Annotated in this window: 11 protein-coding genes and 1 riboswitch; of the genes, 6 read left to right on the top strand and 5 right to left on the bottom strand. The window is 67.7% G+C overall.

The features are described 5' to 3' along the window. Positions 1 to 34: 34 nt before the first annotated feature. From ACH438_RS39535 to ACH438_RS39545, 3 genes are all read right to left on the bottom strand, one after another. Positions 35 to 955 carry a methylenetetrahydrofolate reductase gene (locus ACH438_RS39535; protein ID WP_397015333.1) on the bottom strand — a complete coding sequence of 307 codons (921 nt, stop codon included), beginning with the start codon at positions 953 to 955 and terminating at the stop codon, positions 35 to 37. 155 nt (positions 956 to 1110) lie between these two features. Beyond that, a complete protein-coding gene (gene metE, locus ACH438_RS39540) occupies positions 1111 to 3375 on the bottom strand; it encodes a 5-methyltetrahydropteroyltriglutamate--homocysteine S-methyltransferase (RefSeq protein WP_397015101.1) in 2265 nt (754 codons plus the stop codon). 133 nt (positions 3376 to 3508) lie between these two features. Continuing rightward, positions 3509 to 3743, bottom strand: a riboswitch (cobalamin riboswitch). A gap of 92 nt (positions 3744 to 3835) precedes the next feature. Next, positions 3836 to 4858 carry a LacI family DNA-binding transcriptional regulator gene (locus ACH438_RS39545; protein WP_397015103.1) on the bottom strand — a complete coding sequence of 341 codons (1023 nt, stop codon included), beginning with the start codon at positions 4856 to 4858 and terminating at the stop codon, positions 3836 to 3838. A 152-nt stretch (positions 4859 to 5010) separates the two neighbouring features. Here ACH438_RS39545 and ACH438_RS39550 point away from each other — a divergent pair, with 152 nt between their 5' ends. The 4 genes from ACH438_RS39550 (at position 5011) to ACH438_RS39565 (ending at position 9557) form a co-directional block, all read left to right on the top strand. Beyond that, positions 5011 to 6369 carry an MFS transporter gene (locus ACH438_RS39550; protein WP_397015105.1) on the top strand — a complete coding sequence of 453 codons (1359 nt, stop codon included), beginning with the start codon at positions 5011 to 5013 and terminating at the stop codon, positions 6367 to 6369. Positions 6370 to 6372: 3 nt separating this feature from the next. Further along, positions 6373 to 8046 carry a hypothetical protein gene (locus tag ACH438_RS39555; protein WP_397015107.1) on the top strand — a complete coding sequence of 558 codons (1674 nt, stop codon included), beginning with the start codon at positions 6373 to 6375 and terminating at the stop codon, positions 8044 to 8046. A gap of 190 nt (positions 8047 to 8236) precedes the next feature. Continuing rightward, on the top strand, positions 8237 to 8764 hold the full coding sequence (locus ACH438_RS39560; RefSeq protein WP_397015109.1) for an MspA family porin: 528 nt from the start codon (positions 8237 to 8239) through the stop codon (positions 8762 to 8764). Positions 8765 to 8777: 13 nt separating this feature from the next. Beyond that, complete coding sequence (locus tag ACH438_RS39565; RefSeq protein WP_397015111.1) at positions 8778 to 9557, top strand: MspA family porin; 780 nt, start codon at positions 8778 to 8780, stop codon at positions 9555 to 9557. A gap of 63 nt (positions 9558 to 9620) precedes the next feature. Here the strand turns inward: ACH438_RS39565 and ACH438_RS39570 are convergent, their stop codons facing one another. Continuing rightward, positions 9621 to 11786, bottom strand: coding sequence for an ArnT family glycosyltransferase (locus ACH438_RS39570; protein WP_397015113.1), 2166 nt, complete (start codon positions 11784 to 11786; stop codon positions 9621 to 9623). Positions 11787 to 12031: 245 nt separating this feature from the next. Here ACH438_RS39570 and ACH438_RS39575 point away from each other — a divergent pair, with 245 nt between their 5' ends. Beyond that, positions 12032 to 12544, top strand: coding sequence for an Imm42 family immunity protein (locus tag ACH438_RS39575; RefSeq protein ID WP_397015335.1), 513 nt, complete (start codon positions 12032 to 12034; stop codon positions 12542 to 12544). After that, on the top strand, positions 12541 to 13941 hold the full coding sequence (locus ACH438_RS39580) for an ABC1 kinase family protein (protein WP_397015115.1): 1401 nt from the start codon (positions 12541 to 12543) through the stop codon (positions 13939 to 13941). The genes ACH438_RS39575 and ACH438_RS39580 overlap by 4 nt, the downstream gene beginning before the upstream one ends. Before the next feature lie 3 nt (positions 13942 to 13944). Here ACH438_RS39580 and ACH438_RS39585 read toward each other — a convergent pair whose 3' ends face one another. Continuing rightward, a complete protein-coding gene (locus ACH438_RS39585; protein WP_397015117.1) occupies positions 13945 to 17412 on the bottom strand; it encodes a tetratricopeptide repeat protein in 3468 nt (1155 codons plus the stop codon). Positions 17413 to 17504: the final 92 nt, after the last annotated feature.

Raw genomic sequence — 17504 nt, forward strand, 5'->3', positions numbered from 1 at the left:
TGAGCTACTACATTTGATAGTAGATCTCCGCGCCTCAGGCGCTCAAGGGCGCGGCGGTGACCTCGTAGCCAAGATTGGTCAGGACCTCGCTCGTCGCCTTGGCGAAGTTGAGGGTGATGAAGTGCAGGCAGGGAGCGCCTTCCGCGATGAGGCGCTGTGCCATCTCGGTGGCGATCTCGATGCCTGCGGCACGGACCGCGGCCCGATCCTCTTCCGCACCATCACCCGCCGCACGCCGCAAACGGGCCAGCACAGCCGGCGGCAACTCACGCCCGGACAGCTCGACAGCGCGCTGCACGGTGCGAAGCGAGGTGATCGGCATCAGTTCGGGGATGATCGGTTTCGCGCCCTCGATCGGGTCGTGCGCGGCCACCCGGTCGCGCAGGCGCAGGTAGTGCTCGATGTCGAAGAACATCTGGGTGATCGAATAGTCGGCTCCGGCACGGAGTTTCGCGGCGAGGAACGCGGTGTCGGTATCCAGGTCCGGGGAGCGGTGATGACCCTGGGGGAAGGACGCCACGCCGACGTGGAAGTCTCCGAGGTCGCGCACGATCCGCACCAGCTCGTCGGCGTACTCCACGCCGCCCGGGTGCTTGCGCCATTCGCCGAGCGGATCACCCGGCGGATCACCGCGCAACACGAGGATATTGCGGATGCCGCAATCGGCGTAAGCGCCTACCAGCGCACGCAATTCGGCCACGCTGTGCCCCACCGCGGTCAGATGCGCGACCGGGAGCAGTGTGGTCTGCTGCGCCAGCTGGCCGGTGATGCGCACGGTCCGGTCCTTGGTGGAACCGCCCGCACCATAGGTCATCGACACGAATGCCGGATGCATGCGCTCGAATTCGCGCACCGTCCGCCACAGCCGGGCCTCCCCGGCGGCATCGCGAGGTGGATTGAACTCCACGGAGAACGGAACCCGCGGCCCCGAATGGGTGCGCAGGCTCTGCACCACCGACGGCACGCCGGAAACGATCGGTGAAAGCCGTTGAGAGCGCCACGGTATCGGACGTCCCTGGCCGGAAATGGGATACATGCTCGCCTCGAAAGTAGAAGAGATCCGAAGGCGGCCGGGGTGTTCCGCACGCGGCGGAACACCCCGGCCGTCGATCAGCGCAGCGACTGCGCGGCCGCCACCAGGTTGCGCAGTGACGCGGTCACCTCATCGGTGCGACGGGTCTTCAGACCGCAGTCCGGATTGACCCAGAGCCGCTCGGCCGGAACGGCTTTCAACGCCAAGGCGAGCGACTGCTCGATCTCCTCGGCGCCCGGCACTCGCGGCGAATGGATGTCGTACACGCCCGGGCCCACGCCCAGGTCGAAACCCGCCGCATTGAGATCGTCGAGCACCTCCATGTGCGAACGCGCCGCCTCGATCGAGGTGACGTCGGCATCCAGGCCCGCGATCGCCCCGATGACCTCACCGAACTCCGAATAGCAGAGGTGGGTGTGGATCTGCGTGGCATCCGCGACGCCGGAAGTCGACAGCCGGAAGGCATCCACCGCCCACTCCAGGTAGGCGGCCTGATCGGCCTTGCGCAGCGGCAAGAGCTCCCGCAGCGCCGGCTCATCGACCTGGATGATGCCGATACCGGCCGCCTCCAGATCGACTGTCTCGTCCCGGATCGCGAGGGCGATCTGCCGCGCGGTATCGGCCAGCGGCTGATCGTCGCGGATGAACGACCACGCCAGGATGGTCACCGGACCGGTCAGCATGCCCTTCACCGGCTTCGCGGTCAGCGACTGCGCGTAGGTGATCCACTCGACGGTCATGACCGCCGGGCGCACCACATCGCCGTACACGATCGGCGGTCGCACGCAACGGGTTCCGTAGGACTGCACCCAGCCGTTGACCGTGGCGGCGAAACCGTCCAGCTGCTCGGCGAAGTATTGCACCATGTCATTGCGCTCGGGCTCGCCGTGCACCAGCACGTCCAGGCCGATCTCCTCCTGCAGCGCAACGACTTCGGCTATCTCGGCGCGCATACGCGCGTCGTACTCGGCCTGATCGATCTCGCCCTTGCGCAATTCCGCACGCGCCACCCGGATCCGGCTGGTCTGCGGGTAGGAGCCGATGGTGGTGGTCGGCAGCAGCGGCAGGTGCAGCCGCTCCTGCTGCAGCACGCGGCGCTCGTCGGCCGGGGCGCGGCGGATCGCGTCGGCGTCCAGCTCCGCCAGGCGATCTCGCACCGCCTGCACGTGCAGTCGCCGGTCGGCCTTGCGGTCCAGCACGGCGGTGCGAGCGATGTCCAGGCCACCGGCCACGGCCTCCTCGCCCCGGTGCAGCGCGGTGGCCAGCAGCACGATCTCGGCGAGCTTCTCGTTGCCGAAGGCCAGCCAGCTGCGCAGGCGCGGCTCCAGATCGGTCTCGGGCTTCAGGCTGTACGGAACGTGCAGCAGCGAGCAGGAACTCGACACCGCGACCGTCACCCCGGCATCCCGCAGATCGGTCAGCCGCGGCAGCGCATGGTCCGGATCGACGCGCCAGATATTGTGGCCGTCCACGACACCGGCCACGATCAGCTTGTCCGTGATCGACCGCGCCGCAACCACATCCGCGTCACCGCCCGCGACCAGATCGACGGCGATGCCCTCGATCCCGGTCTCCGCGAGTACCGGCAGCGCCGCACCCAGCCGCCCGAAGTACGAGGCCACCAAGATGGCCGGCCGCGCCGACAGCTCGGCCAGCCGCCGGTACGCGGTGTGCACCACGGCGAGTTCGGTTTCGGACAGATCGGTGACCAGCGACGGCTCGTCGATCTGCACCCACTTCGCACCGGCATCGGCGAGCAGACCGAGCAGTTGCTCGTAGAGCGGCAGCAGATCGGGCAGGCGGTCCAGCAGATTGCTACCGTCCACCGACTTGGCCAGCTTCAGGAAGGTGATCGGGCCGACGATCACCGGCCGGGCCGGAACACCCAGCGCCAGCGCCTCTTCCAGCTCGGCGAGCGGCTTCTCCGGGTGCAGCGAGAACTCGGTCTCCGCCGCGAGCTCGGGCACCAGGTAGTGGTAGTTGGTGTCGAACCACTTGGTCATCTCCAGCGGCGTGACCTCGGCATTGCCGCGCGCGGCCGCGAAGTAGCGGTCCAGCTCGTCGGAGATACCGAGCACCCGCTCGGGCAGTGCGCCCAGCAGCACGGCGGTATCGAGCACCTGGTCGTAATACGAAAACGTGCCGACCGGAACGGAATCCAGCCCGGCATTCCGGACCTGCGTGAGCTGCGCCGTCCGCAGCTCCCGGGCGACCTCGTGCAGCCCGGCGGCGTCGAGGCGGCCCGCCCAGTACGCTTCGGTGGCGCGCTTGAGTTCGCGATTCGGTCCGATTCGCGGCAGCCCCAGCACAGTGGCGGTGAAAGTGTTGTCAGGGTTCAACATCGATGAACTCCAGAGTCAGCAGTCAGAGGGACGCCACCCATTTCGAACGCACGCTGAACGAGCCCACACGCATGATCCGTGCCCGGTCCACTCGGCGTGACGCCCGATCCACGAGGCGACGACCGCCGGATACGGCGTATCCGGCACAACGGGCAGGTCTTCGGACTCATGGGCGCCGACCCGTACGGGGTCGATCCCGGCGCTCTCGGCCGGGGCTGTCCTACTGACCGTCGCTTCCCAGGCATCACTTCATGCGCCCAGTGCGAATGACGGCTGTCGTTCCCACTCACCGCTGCGGGACAGTCCCGGATTCTCACCGGGTTCCCTCTCACCACGCCGACAACGCGAACGTCATCGCCAGGTTTCGACGCCATCGGGCGGATCAGGGGCTCCTCGACTCCGCCTCCGGCGAACCAGCTGCACCCGCAAATATAGCGAAGTTCTTACGGGTTCCGCACCGCTACCCGTCCACTCGGGGTGGAGGCGCGGTGGAAGCTCGCGCGTGCAATGTCACCGGGAGGACGATGTTCCGGGTGGCGATGGGACGCTCGTGCAACGCGTCGAGCAACAACGACGCCGCGCGATGGCCGATCTCCCGGCGGTCCACCGCGATGGTGGTCAGGGCCGGGTACAGCGAGGCGGAAGTAGGGAGATCGTCGTGACCGACCACCGAGATATCCTGCGGGACACGCAGACCCGCGTCCGCCACCGCGAGATAGGCTATGTGGGCGATGTAATCGCTGTTGGCGATGAACGCGGTCGGCCGCTCCGGTGCGGGCACGGCCAGCGCTTCGGCTATCGCGCTGCGCGCGGCCCGGGCGGACAGTTCGGTGGTCACCGTCAGGGCGGTGAAGCCGAGGTCCACGCTCAGCTGCCGGAAGCGTTCGAGCCGTTCGGGGTCCGGCGACTTGTCCGCCGGCGCGACGATCATGGCGAGCCGCCGGTGCCCCAGCTCCAGCAGGTGGCGGACGGCGAGATCGACCGCGGTCTCCTGATCGGTGCGCACGCTCATGGTCGGGCCGCCGGCGGTATCGAGCAGGACCAGCGGCCGACTGGTGACCGAAGACCATTCCCGCACCTGCGGACTCACCCCGATGGGCGCGATGGCCAGGCCGTCGATGGCGCGGTGCTGGAAGGCGTCCAGCAACTGCCCTTCCCGGTCCGGGTCGTAGCGGGAGGAACCGACCATCACGTCGTAGCCTGCGGCGGCGCAGGTTTCGTCGAAGCCGTCGATCACGTCCAGGAAGTGCGGATTGCGTAGATTCCGGATGAGCAGACCGAGCACCCGGGTTCGGTTGGTGCGCAAGGCGACCGCCGAAGCGTTGGGCCGATAGCCGAGTTCTTCGGCACGTTCGAGGATGCGTTCCCGCAGCTGGTCACTCACACCGGGCCGCCCGGACAAAGCCAGGCTGACGGCGGAGATGGAGACCCCGAGGGACGATGCGACATCCCGCTGCGTGATCGGTGCGCTACCGGTTGCCACGAAAAGACACCCTAGCGAACGGCCACTGAACATGAATGAGCAGACTCTGAACTCTTGGCGAGAACCCCTGACTCGATCCCACTGCCAGTGCTAAAACGATTGAGTACTCAGTTCCATAAGGAAGGACCCCTGTGTCCGTAAGGAAGGTCCCAGTGGCCCGCGATGCCTTCTCGGCCCTCGACTCCACGCAACTGACCCCGTTCCACCGCAAGGTGATGGTGCTGTCGGCCGCGGGAATGTTCCTCGACGGCTACGACATCACGGTGATCGCCGTCGCACTGCCGACCGTCACCAAGGAATGGCACCTGTCCAGCTTCATGACCGGCGCACTCTCCGCCGCCGCCGTCATCGGAATGTTCGTGGGCGCCTTGGTCTTCGGCCGGCTCACCGACCGGCTCGGCCGCAAGAAGATGTACCTGGTCAACTTGATCGGATTCGTCGTCTTCGCGCTGATCGCCGCCTTCGCGCAGAACGCGTGGGAACTGCTGGTGTGCCGCTTCCTGCTCGGCCTAGCCCTCGGCGCCGACTACACCATCTCCACCTCATTGCTCGCCGAATACGCGCCCGCCAAACGCCGCGGCAACCTGATGACCCGCCTCGGCGCCACCTGGTTCATCGGCGCCGCCGCCACCTACGTCTTCGCCCTGCTGCTCCTGCCGCTCGGCCACAACATGTGGCGGGTCATGCTGGTGCTCGGCGCCGTCTTCGCGCTCATCGTGCTGTGGATGCGGCGCAGCATCCCCGAATCCCCGCGCTGGCTGGCCGCCCAGGGCCGCGGCGAGGAAGCCAATGCCGTCCTCACCGGACTCGGCGACACCACCGTCGACCTCACCGGACCCGCCGCGCCCGAACACGATTCACCCTGGCGCACCCTGCTCAGCATGCCGCTGCTGCGGATGACGTTCTTCTGCTGCGGCTTCTGGTTCATGTACACGCTGTCCTACTACGGCATCACGCTGTACACGCCGACCATCCTCGAGCAGGTCACCTCCAGCACCACCGGCACCTACGTCGGATCGCTGATCATCGCGCTCATCGGCGTGGCCGGCGCCGTCATCGGCGTCAACCTGGTCGACCGGATCGGGCGGCGGCCGCTGCTCATCACCGGATTCATCGGCATGTTCATCGCACTCACCGTGCTGGCGCTGTGGCAGAGCCCCGGACTCGCCGGACTGGTGCTGCTGCTGGGTCTCGCCGTGCTGTTCGCCAACTCCGGGCCAGGCATCGTCAACCTGGTGTACCCGAGCGAGGTCTTCCCGACCGCGGTGCGCGCCACCGCCAACGGGCTCGGCACCGCCGTATCCCGCGTCGGCGCGATCATCGGCACGCTGTGGCTGCCGACGCTGATCAACGCGTGGGGCCTGCACCGGGTGCTGTGGCTGTTCGTCGGCGCCAGCATCATCGGCCTCGCCATCGCCGCGGCCCTGGCGCCGGAGACCAAGGGACGCAGCCTGGAAGAACTCTCCGAGGAGTACTCCGGTTCGGCCGCAACGGAAACCGTGGGCCGCTGACCGATGACCGACCACAACCGAACACCCGATCACACGTTCGTGCCCGGACCCGCCCTCGATGCCGGGCTGCGCTACCGCAGCCTGGTCCACGGGCCGGCCGAACCCCAGTTGCCGCGCACCGACCTCGCGCCCGATCGGGAAGTCGAGCCCGGCGCGAACCTGGTGCCGCTCATGCGGTTCGTGCACCTCACCGATTTCCAGCTCGCCGACCCGTACTCCCCCGGCCGCCTCACCTTCCTGCACCCGCTGGCCGGGCGGCCCGGCTGGGAATCCATGTTCCCGGCCTACCGGCCCCAGGAACCGGTCGCGCTGCAGGCCTTCGAGGCCACCATCCGCACCCTGCGCGAACAGACCGGCAGCGGAGCCGATTTCGTCATCAGCACCGGCGACAATATCGACAGCGCGCAGGCCAACGAGCTGGACGCGCTGCTCGCCCTGCTCGACGGCGGCTCCGAGCTGGACCCGAATTTCGGCGTGACCGAACCGAAGTCACATCCCGCGCACACGGTGTCCGGCGAGTTCTACAACCCGGAACCGGATTCGCGCGACGCCTACAAGCGCGACCACGGCTTCCCCGACGTGCCCGGCCTGCTGGCGGCCGCCGCCCGGCCGTTCCACACCCGGGGCCTGGGCATTCCGTGGCTGGGCTGCTTCGGCAATCACGACTGCCTGGCCCAGGGCCGGGCTCCGGTCACACCGGAGTTCCAGGCGCTGGTCACCGGTGATCGGCAGCCGGTGGAACTGGGCATGGAACCGCCCGCCGATCCGATGGGCCGCTATCTCGCCGATCCCACGGCCCTGTCGCAGGGCCCGGCCGTGCCGATCCGGGCGCGCGAGGACCGGCGCGTGATCAGCCCCGCCGAATACGTGCGCGCACACCTCGATAGTCCGACCGAACCGCGCGGACACGGGTTCACCGAGCAGAATCTCGCCGAGGGGACCACGTACTACGCCTACGACGCGGTGCCCGGTGTCCGGATGATCGTGCTGGACACCACACATCCCGCCGGTCATGTCACCGGCAGTATCGGTGCCCGGCAACGTGATTGGCTCATCGAGCGGCTGGTGGAGGTGCATTCCTCCTATACCGGCGCCGAGGGCGAAACGGTGCGAACCGGAAATCCCGATCGCGTGGTCATAGTCGCTTCACATCACGGCCTCACCATGCTCGACAATTCGACCACCGGATCGGGCGCGGCGGATGAGCCGAGATATCATGCCGCCGATCTCATGGCACTACTGCATCGCTTCGAAAATGCCGTGCTCTGGATCGCCGGACATGAACACCGCAATTCGGTCACTCCACAGGTACGCGCGGGCGGCGGATTCTGGCATGTGATTACCTCCGGACTCTGTGAATGGCCGTGCCAGTCCCGATCACTGGAGTTTTTACTACCGGATACGAATTCATCGGATCACTTGGTTATCCGATCCACCATGCTGGACCACGCCGCCCCCGCACGACCTGGTGCAACCCTCGATTTGTGGGACCTCGCCGCACTGCACCGCGAACTGGCCTACAACGAACCCACGCGGGTGGGCGGACCGAATTCCGCTGGTAAACCATCCGACCGGAATGTGGACCTACTGGTACCCATCAGGCCGGCGCTCGCCGCGGCACTGCGCACAGCACATTCACAGAATTCATCGGACCGTGTGGTGCCGGTCACTCAATAGTCGGTAAACACACCGCAATGCCCTGTCTACCAGCCAGTTACAGGGTTGTGCACGCGTAGTCGCCCCCCATATAGTCGACCCTCGATTGCTCATTTTGGATTCGAAGGGTCGACATAGATTGAATTCGAGAATTGGGGGGCGACTCGCCGGATTCGGCGTCGTTCTCACCGCGGCGATTCTCGGATCGGCCGTGGCTCATGCCGATACGACAATTCCACTGCCGGACGGCGAGCAGGCGCTCACCACCGCCACCGGAGTACAGGTGGATCTCACCCGGACCGGCGAACAGGCGATCGTCTCACCGCCGTTGTCGTCCACCCCCACCTCGCGCACCGCGAGTGTGACCGCCACCGTCTTCGCCAAGGTGCAGAACGCCACCAAGGGCACACTGACGACCGGCTACCTGATCGGCTGCCAGGTCGACCTCAGCGGCGGCCTCTCACTCGGCGGTGACGTGTACGTCTCGCCGAGCTCCGTCACCCCCGAAATCGCCCCCAGCATCAGCCTCGTGCCCGGCGGCGTGTCCCAGGTCATCCTGGACACCAAGAACCTCGACCCCACGGCCGGGGCCGTCGGCGTCGCCTACGCGGGCCGCGGCATCGAGATCTCCGGATGCGGCGGTTACGCGCAGGCACGAGCGTTCAGCACCTTGACGGTGACGAACGATCAGGGCTCTGCCGAGATCACGTTGTACGGCCAGCCTTTCAGTGTCGGGTGAGAAGGAAAGCCACATGCGGAATTCGATGGGCCTCGCGATCGCGGCCGGCAGCTTCCTGACCACCTTCCTGCTCGCGGCCGGACCGGCCGGAGCCGACACCACCGTGCCGCTCCCCGACGGCACCGGCAACTTCACCGGCCCCGACGGCGTTGCCGTCCAGGTCAATCGGAGCGGCGAACAGGCCGTCCTCTCGGGATCGATGGCGGCCAGCCCGCTCTCGCGCAATGCCATGGTGTCCGCCGTGACCTCCGTGACCGTCACCGTGCCCGCGGGTGTGACCGTCACCGGAGGTCACATCGAGACCGGATACCTGGTGGGCTGCCAGGTCGACCTGAGCAGCAAGGTGACCACCGAGGGCAGCGGTGACACGGCCGGGCAGACGACCTCACCCGCGCCCGGCGGCGACCAGTCGCAGAACGGCGGCGGGGGCGGCGGCAACAGCGGCGGCGGCAGCCCGGGCGGCAGCCCCGGCGCGGGCGGCGGTGGCGGCGGCGGTGGCGGACTCTCCGTCGGCACCGGCGACTTCGGCGCGGGCCTGTCCACGTCGGGCGTCACGCCGTACGCCGACCCGAACGCGTCCCTGACCATCAAGCCGGGCAAGGTTGCCACCAAGGCGATTCAGACCTTCCAGTTCACCGGTACGTCGGGTACGACCCAGTTCGTGAACCACACCATCTCGATCGACGGGTGCGCCGGTTATGCCGAAGCGCGGTCGTACACCACGGTATTGGTGCAGGACAATGTCATGGACGTGACGCAGACGCTGTGGGGTCAGCCCTTCAGCCTCGGCTGAGCACGACGAAAGCCCGGTGGGCAACGGATTCCGTTGCCCACCGGACTTTCTCGTTTCCGGCGGTTACCCCTGATATCCGGTCAGGTGGTAGACCGTCGCATTGCCGACCTGCTGCGGGGTGAAGGTCGCGGTCACCCAGTTGGTGATATCGGTGTGCTGGTTGCGCCCGAATCCGCCTGCGCCGCCGGGGTTCTGGGCCGGATCCGCCCCACCCTGCTGCCGCGCCGGCTGGCCACCGCCGGTGGTCCGGTCACCGGTCGCGCCCGGAGTCCGGTCGGAGTACCGGCCGCTGCCGTCGCCCTGACCGTTGCCTCCGCCGTTTCCGACGCCCTGACCATTGCCGTCGCCCTGGCCACGGCCACCGCCATTGTTGTTCTGGACGATGTAGTAGGAGACCTTGCCCGCCTTCACATCCGCCTGGAACTGCGCGAGCGTGGGCGTCGGATCGCTACCGGAGAAGCCGCCGATCGCCATGACCGCCTTGTCGCTCTGCAATTCGAGCCCCGCCGCGGCGGACGAACCGTTGATGGCGGCCGCCCAGGTCGAATTCGTGTTCTCCAGCAGGCTCGCCAGCGCCGGGTTGGACTGGGTCTGCCCGAAGCCGCCCATACCGCCGCGGCCACCCGCCTGAGCCGGTCCCACGGTGGGCCCGCCACCCGCATGCGGAGTGGCGATGGTCGCGAAGGTGTAGGCCGCCGCACCCGAGAGGCTGCCGGCCACACCGACCGCCAGCACCACGGCCGCCAGCTTCCGCCGCGCCGTATGAGTCCACGGCACCACCAGCAGCACCGCCGCGATGAGAGTCACCGCCAGGATGCCCCAGCGCAATTCGGGATACCAGCCGCTGTTGCGGTGCAGCAGAACGAAACTCCACACGCCGGTGATGGCGATCAGTGCGGCCAGGCCGAACCGGCCCAGGATCGTCCCCCGCTTGCTCCACATCTCGTAGAGGCCGACGGCGAACATACCGGCCACCGCCGGGGCGATGGAGAGGCAGTAGTAAGAATGCACGATGCCGCTCATGTAGCTGAGCACGCCACCGTCGATGATGATCCAGAAGCCGAAGATGATGGCGGCGGCCCGCATCAGATCGGTGCGCGGTGCACGACCCCGGGAGATGAGCACCAGCACCATGGCCACCAGCGCGGCGGGCAGCAGCCAGCCGATCTCGAAGCCGAACTCACCGGTGAACAAGCGGGTCACGCCGTGCGACTGCCCGCCGCCGAAGCCACCGAAGCCGCCGCGTCCGCCGCCCGGGAACTGTTGTGCCGCATCGGCCGTGGTCGCATGGCCGCCGGCCGCCGTATTCGCGGCGGTGGTCGGATCGGGCTTGGGTGCGCCACCGCCACGATTGCCGTGGTTGCGGCCCAGCACCCGGGAGAAGCCGTTGTAGCCCAGCACCAGGTTCATGAAGTTGTTGTCGGTCGACCCGGCCAGGTACGGGCGGCTCGAGGCCGGCCACAGCAGGGTGACGAACACGTACCAGCCGCTGGCCAGCAGCATGGCGACCAGCGCGCCGAAGAGTTGCAGGATCCGGGTGCGAATCGGATTGGGCGCGGCGATGAGATAGGCCAGACCCAGTGCGGGCAGCACCATCAGCCCTTCCAGCATCTTCGCCAGGAAGGCGAAGCCCAGGGCCACACCGGCCAGCATGATCCACTTCGTGGAGGCCCGTTCCAGGGCCCGCACGGTGGCATAGGCCGCCGCCATCATGAGCAGCACCATCACGGCGTCCGGGTTGTTGAACCGGAACATCAAGGCCGCGACCGGAGTCAGGGCCAGCGCCGCACCGGCGAACAAACCGGTGTTGTGGCTACCCGTGACCCGCCGCACCGCGCCGTACAGCAGCGCCACCGCGGCCACCGCCATGAGCGCCTGCGGAATCAGCATGCTGGCACTCGAGAATCCGAAGATCCGCCCGGACAGCCCCATCACCCACTGCGACACCGGCGGCTTGTCGACCGTGATGAAGTTCCCGGTATCCAGCGAGCCGAAGAGCAGGGCCTCCCAGTTCTTGGACCCCGCCCAGGCGGCGCCGGCATAGAACTGATTGCCCATTCCATTGCTGGTGATGTTCCAGAGGTACATCACCGCAGTCGCGATCAACAGCGCGACCAGGCCGGCGCGTTCAGCGGCTCTACCACCGAACCTACCGGCCGTGCGGGGGGCCGCTGCGTGCGGCGGGACCACCGAAGTGGTGTCCATGAGTGATGCGGTCACGGTGACCATTCAGCCCTCCCGACTCGCGAGCAACCTGTGAGCCCACCGTGAGCTTGCCGTGGGCCTCGAAGCGCCCCACCACGACGTTCCGGAGCGGAGGCGGGTTTTCCGGACCGGAAACCCACGCCGGGCAGGCGTTTCCGAGGGGCGCGGCGATCATGGTGGCGACGGGGCGCGGCGCCCGTTTCCTACGGTGCCGGGGTGACGATTTTGCGGGGTACGAACGTCCTCGGGGCCGGTGAAAAGGTGCGATGATGTTGATCGGGGATCGCGCCCGCTTCGCGATCGAATTCGAATGTGATCCGGTGGCGAGGGGCGGAGAACCGGGGCCGTGGATGTTCGGTCGGATCCGATGGTGGTGTGGCGGCATGGCGGTGGGACGGTACGAGTCCTGTTCGGCGATCGACGAGATCGCCGTGACCGTGCGGCGGCTCCTCGCGAGTGAGGCCGCCCGGCACAGTCCCGAGTTGATGGCGGCCCCGGCGGCGGACGTGGCGCGGATCGTCACCGACGCCTTGTTCTCGGACAGTGATCGCAGTGACGAGCAGATCGCGGCGGACGGGGCCCGGTATTGGCCGTTCTTCGTCAGTCCGCGGAGCGAGAACTTCGATCCCTGGGACGTTTTCGTGGTGGAGGGCGCGGCGGGAGCGCGGCTCATCTGGGGGACGGCCGGGCAGCCGGAGGTCGACGAATGTGCTTTGCGCCGTGGCGAATTCGCCTGGGTGCTGCGCGGATTTCTGAAAGCACTGGGGCAGGAGGGGCGATGACGGGGAAACCGGTGGCGACCTCGCGACTGGCGCGCGGATCCAAACTGGGTGCGGTAGTGGCCAAACAGGCGGTGCGCAAACGCCGCACCAAACTGTCCATGATCGGCAGATCCGCCGAGGTGCGGGCGCGGCTCGCCGACGAATCGATACTGCAGCTGGCCGAACAGCTCGTCCTGGTGCTGGGCCAGATGAAGGGCCTCACCATGAAATTGGGGCAGCTGCTGTCCCTGCTCGATCTGGAATTGGTGCCCGCCCGGCATCGGGAAATGTTCCGCCACCGGCTCGCCACCCTGTTCGACGACGCCCCCGCCGTCGAATTCGAGGCCATGCGGCAGGTCATCGAGGAAGATCTCGGCGCACCCCTGACGCAACTGTTCGCCGAATTCGATCCGGAACCGTTGGCCGCGGCCTCCATCGGCCAGGTGTATCGCGCGCGGCTGTTCGACGGCACCGAAGTGGCGGTGAAGGCGCAGTATCCGGGCGTCGACCTCGCCGTCAGCGCCGACCTGCGCAATCTGGGGCTGCTGCGGGTCATGATGAAACAGGCGCTACCGGGTTTCACCTCCGGCGTATTCGACGAATTGCGCGGCAGCCTGGAGAAGGAACTCGACTATCCGCTCGAGGCGCGCACCCAGCAGCGCGTGGCGGCCATGTATGCCGACCACCCGTTCATCGCGGTGCCACGGGCCTTTCCCGAACTGAGCGGTCCCCGCGTGCTGGTGACGGAATACGCTCCGGCACTGGGCTTCGAAGACATTCGCGCGCTACCCGACGCCGACCGCAATCGGGTGGGCGAGATCATTCACCGCTTCTATGTGGGTTCCCTGTTCGAATTCGCCGAGTTCTGCGGCGATCCGCATCCGGGCAATGTGCTGCTGCGCGCCGACGGCAAGGTGGTGTTCGTCGACTTCGGCCTGTACAAGCGAATGGCGCCCGAGCACATCGCCTTCGAGGCCGCCTGCCTGCGCGCCACCGCCGAGGACCGCTGCGACGAGCTGTACCGGCTGATGGTCGGCCGCGGCATCATCGACGCGGATTCCGGTGTGACGGACCAGGAATGCTACGACTACGTGCTCTCCGCCGCCGAATGGAGCCTGACCGACGAGGAACTCGCCATCACCCCGGAACTGGCCAGCAGCGCCTTCCTGCACGCCATCGATCCGCGGCTGTCGGAATTCGCCGGAATGCGGCACCAATATCTGCCGCCCGAGCATCTGTTCTCCCGGCGCACCGAATTCTGGACCTGCGGCACCCTCGGCCAGTTGCGGGCCACCGCGAATTGGCATCGCATCAGCCGGGAATGGCTCTTCGGCGACGAGCCCGTCACGGAACTCGGTCAGCTACACCGGGAGTGGAAGATCAGCAACAATCTGGACACTCCGGTGAGCGCGGGCTGACCGCTAGCGCGGCGTATCCGGCACCGGCAGATCCCGCCAGACCCGGCGTTTCTTCCAGCGCACCTGGATCTCACGCACCAGGCGCAGGGCGTCGATATAGGAGATCACGGCGTCCTGCGGTGCGTTGAATTCCCAGAGGGCGGTGAGGCGTTCCAGCATGTCGTCCTCGCCCGGCCGCTCGCCGATCTCCTGGAATACGGCCAGGAACCGCTGCAGCATATTGGCCAGGTCGGAGTAATCCCCGGACTTGTAGCGCAGCATGCTCAAGCCCATGAATGCGTAGGCCTCGCCGAGCCGGTCACCGATTTCCCGGAACAAGGCCGGCGCCTGCTCCACCAGTTCGGCCGCACCGGCATGATCGCCGGCCTGATACTTCGCCAGCCCCAATCCGATGAAGGTGTAAGCCTGACTGACCCGGTCACCGATCTCGCGGAATATCCCCAGCCCCTGCTCCGCCAATGCGGACGCGGCGGCGTAATCCCCGGTGGCGAAACGCAGAATGCTGATGCCGCCCATGGCGAAAGCCTCCGCGAAACGATCGCCGATCTCCTGATAGATCGCCAGCGCCTGATCCACCAGCACCGTGGTGCCGTCGGTATCGCCCTCGGCGAAACGTAGGCGGCCCAGCGTACTCAGCGCATAGGCCTCCCCCGCCCGGTCACCGATCTCCCGGAAGATGGCCAGCGCCAAGTCCAATCGCCCGACCGCGCTCGGGAGTTCGCCCATCGCGTATTCGAGCCGGCCCAGGCCGCTGAGGGCGTACGCTTCCCCGACCCGGTCGCCCATTTCCCGGAATATGGTCAGCGCCTGCCGGATCAGATCGTCCGCGAGGTCGTATTCCGTGCCCGCATACCGCACCAGCCCCAGCACGATCAGCGTGTACGCCTGCCCGGTCCGATCGCCGATCTCGCGAAAGATGCTCAGCCCCTGCTGCATTTCGGTGGCCGCGCGCGCATAGTCGCCGGTCGAATACCGCACCAGGCTGAGATCGTTCAGGCTGTAGCCCTCGCCGACGCGATCACCGATCTCGCGGAACACGGTCAGCGCCTGCTCCATATGTGTCGCAGCACCCGCCAGATCACCGACGGCATGCCGCAGCCGGCCCAGGTTCCCGAGCGCGTACGCCTCCCCCAGCCGGTCCCCTGCCTCCTGATGCAGGGCCACCGCCTGCCGCACCAGCGCTGTCGCAGCCGGATAGTCACCGGTGGCGAAGCGCACCGACACCAGATCGCCGAGGGCATAGGCCTCGGCGAACCGGTCACCGAGATCCCGGTAGATCGCCAGCGCCTTGTCCACCTGTTCGGTGGCGCCGGGATAGTCGCCGGTCGCGTACCGGACCACGCCGAGTTCGTTGCGCGCGTACGCCTCCCCCACCCGGTCGCCGATCTCCCAGAAGATGGCGAGGGCTTTCCGCACCAGACTCGCGGTGCCGGGATAGTCTCCCGTCGCATACCGCACCACACTCAGCCCGATCTGCGCGTAGGCCTGGCCGCGCCGATCATCGAGGTCCTGATAGATGGCCAGCGCCCGGCCCATGAGATCGGCCGTGCCCGGATAGTCGCCGGTCGCGTAGCCGAGCCGGGCCAGGCTGCTGAGCGCGTGCGCCTGCCCGATGCGATCGCCGATCTCCTCGTAGACGGCCAGCGCCTTGCGGATCAGATCCGCGGTACCCGGATAGTCACCGGTCGCGTACCGGACCATACCCAGGTCGGTGAGGGCGTCCGCGGCCCCGACCCGGTCACCGCTGTGCTCGGCGATGGTGGCCGCGCGGCGATGCAGCTTGATGGCCAGCGGCCAAGGCCCGTCCAGGCGCAGCAGCCCGGCGAGAATGCTGGTCAAGCCGACCACCCGCGCCGACTGATGCTGCGACGCAGCGTATTCCAGGCAGGCCAGCACATTGCCGCGTTCGGCGCGCAGCCAGTCCAGGGCTTCGGCGCGATTCGAGAAGTACGGCGCGTCCGCGCATTCGGTGAAGGCCTGCTCGAGATCGGCGTCGGTGGACAGGTATCGGTCGGCGATGTCACCGGTGTGCTGGTAGTAGTTCAGGATTCGGTCGATCACCGCGCGGCGGTCGTCGGCGGAGTCCCGGGTGAGCACGAGGGCGTATTGGCGCAGCAGATCGTGCATCCGGTACCGGCCGCCGACGGGTTCCTCGAGGAAATGGTCGGTGAACAGCGCATCCAGTTCACGGCGGGCCGCGGTCACCGGGATCTCGTCCAGTACCGCGGCGGCATAACTGTCGATATCGGGACCCGGATGCAGGCTGAGCCGCCGGAACAGGCGCTGCCGGGCGGGCGGCAGCTCCCGATAGGACATGGTGAAGGCGGCGTAGACGGCGCGCTCGCCGGCCTCCAACTCCCGCAAGCGATCCTGGGCACGCACCAGATCACCTGCCATCCGGGCGATGGTCCAGCTGGCGTGATGGGCCAGCCGCCCCGCGAGCAGCACGATGGCCAAGGGCAGAAACCCGCAGAGCCGGACGATTTCGGCCACCGCCGCGCGCTCACTGTCGGCGGGCGTGCGGCGGGCCAGTGTGCAGAACAGTTCGGCGGCCTTCTCCGGTTCGAGCGTGTCCAGGGCGAAGGGCTCCGAGCCGTCCAGCGCCACCAGCCGCCGCCGGCTGGTGATCAGGGTCAGGCAGCCCGGACCGTTCGGCAGCAGCGGCTCGACCTGCGCATGATCCTGCGCATCGTCGAGCACCAGCAGGATTCGCTTGCCCGCCACCCGATCTCGCCACAGACTGCGCCGGTTCTCCAGACTGTCGGGGATACTGCCGGGATCCATGCCCAGGTCGGTGAGCAGCCCGGCCAGCACATCCGTCGGCTTGGCGGTGGCACGACCGGCGGTGTGGGCGTGCAGGTTCACGAAGAAACGGCCGTCAGGAAACTGATCCGCGAGCCGGTGCGCGGCGCGGGTCGCCAAGGCGGTCTTGCCGATTCCCGGCATGCCGTCGATGGTGTGGATCGACGCCACCCGGCCCGTCCCGGCCGCCTGCAGAATGCGGGCCAGCTCCTCGTCGCGGCCGATGAGCGTCGCCACATCGCGGGGCAGGGTGTCGGTCAATACGGGCCGCGGTGTCAGGGATTCCTGCGCGGTCGAGGCGAGGGTGGCCGGACCGGCGGGCGGACCCACCTCCACCACCGCCGTCTCCCAGAGCCGTTGCCACGCAGCCATGTTCAGCAGACCCGTGGCGACCGTCTCCCGGCGCGGCTGCGCCAGGTAGATCAGCGTCGCCACCACGGGTTCCAGCGAAGCGAAGCGGGCCGGCACATTGCGCCCGGAGCGCCAATCACTGATCCGCTGAATCGTCGGCAACCCCCGCGAACCGCGCAACCGCCCCTTGGTGGCCCGCACCACCTGTTCCAGTGTCGGATTGCCGGCCGCCTCGAACAGCTCGGACAGCCTCTGCGCGAACAGTTCTCGCGCCGTGCCGAACTTCCCCCCTGCGCCCCCGGGCGCCGTTCCTGCCACTCAGTCAGGTTAACCGCGTCCGCCGCGCCCAGGAATGCGTTCGCAACCTCTCACCCGCCCGTTTTCACCCCGGACCGAGTCCGGCCGACAAG

The organism is Nocardia sp. NPDC020380 (assembly GCF_044386975.1).
GTDB lineage: Bacteria > Actinomycetota > Actinomycetes > Mycobacteriales > Mycobacteriaceae > Nocardia.